Source organism: Deinococcus phoenicis (genome assembly GCF_000599865.1).
GTDB classification, from domain to species: Bacteria; Deinococcota; Deinococci; order Deinococcales; family Deinococcaceae; genus Deinococcus; species Deinococcus phoenicis.
In genome coordinates, this window is the sequence record NZ_JHAC01000007.1 from 1 (window position 1) to 574 (window position 574).

Genomic DNA, 574 nt, shown 5'->3' on the forward strand with positions numbered 1-574 from the left:
CTCTTTTCAGGCAAGGGAGAGAGAGCCGACACCCGGAGACACCGGACGGAACCCGAAGCCTAGGAGAACGAACATGCAGATCAACAGCACGATGGACCTGGTCGAACTGAACGCCCGCACGCAGAACGCCTTGACCGAGGCCCAGACCCGCACCCTGCGCGACCTGCTCGCCGACACCGACTACGAGAACACCGAGGACGTTCCCGAAGGCGAGTGGCTGAAGATGTTGGAAGAGGCCGACCGCAGCTAACCCCCACCGCGAAGGCCCCCGCGAGAGAGTGCGGGGGCCTTCCTTCATCCCCCTCGCGGGGGGGAAGCCCGGGCGGGAGAACGCCGCCAGAGGAGCCGAGTATATGCGGAAATCAGCCACAGGCCGCAGCACCTACGAAACGACCGGACTCGTCCTCATCACCCTCCTGCGTCAGCCGGACACGCACACGGTCCCCACGCTGGCGCAGAAGATCGGGGAGGGGGAAGGCCGGGTGCGGCTGGCGCTGAAGGGCCTGACCGCCTCCGGCTGGACCATCGAGCGGGCAGGGGGGCCGCGTGGCGTGCTGCGGGTGCGCTGGCCGGG

At 68.1% G+C, this 574-nt stretch carries 2 protein-coding genes; both read left to right on the plus strand.

The annotated features are described in order from the left end of the window. Positions 1-73 precede the first annotated feature (73 nt). Entirely contained in the window at positions 74-250 is a 177-nt protein-coding gene (locus tag DEIPH_RS20065) for a hypothetical protein (RefSeq protein WP_161636021.1), read from the plus strand. Between the two features lie 103 nt (positions 251-353). Further along, positions 354-574, plus strand: a 221-nt coding sequence (locus tag DEIPH_RS02160; RefSeq protein WP_034353140.1) for a hypothetical protein, incomplete at its 3' end; no start/stop codon positions are given.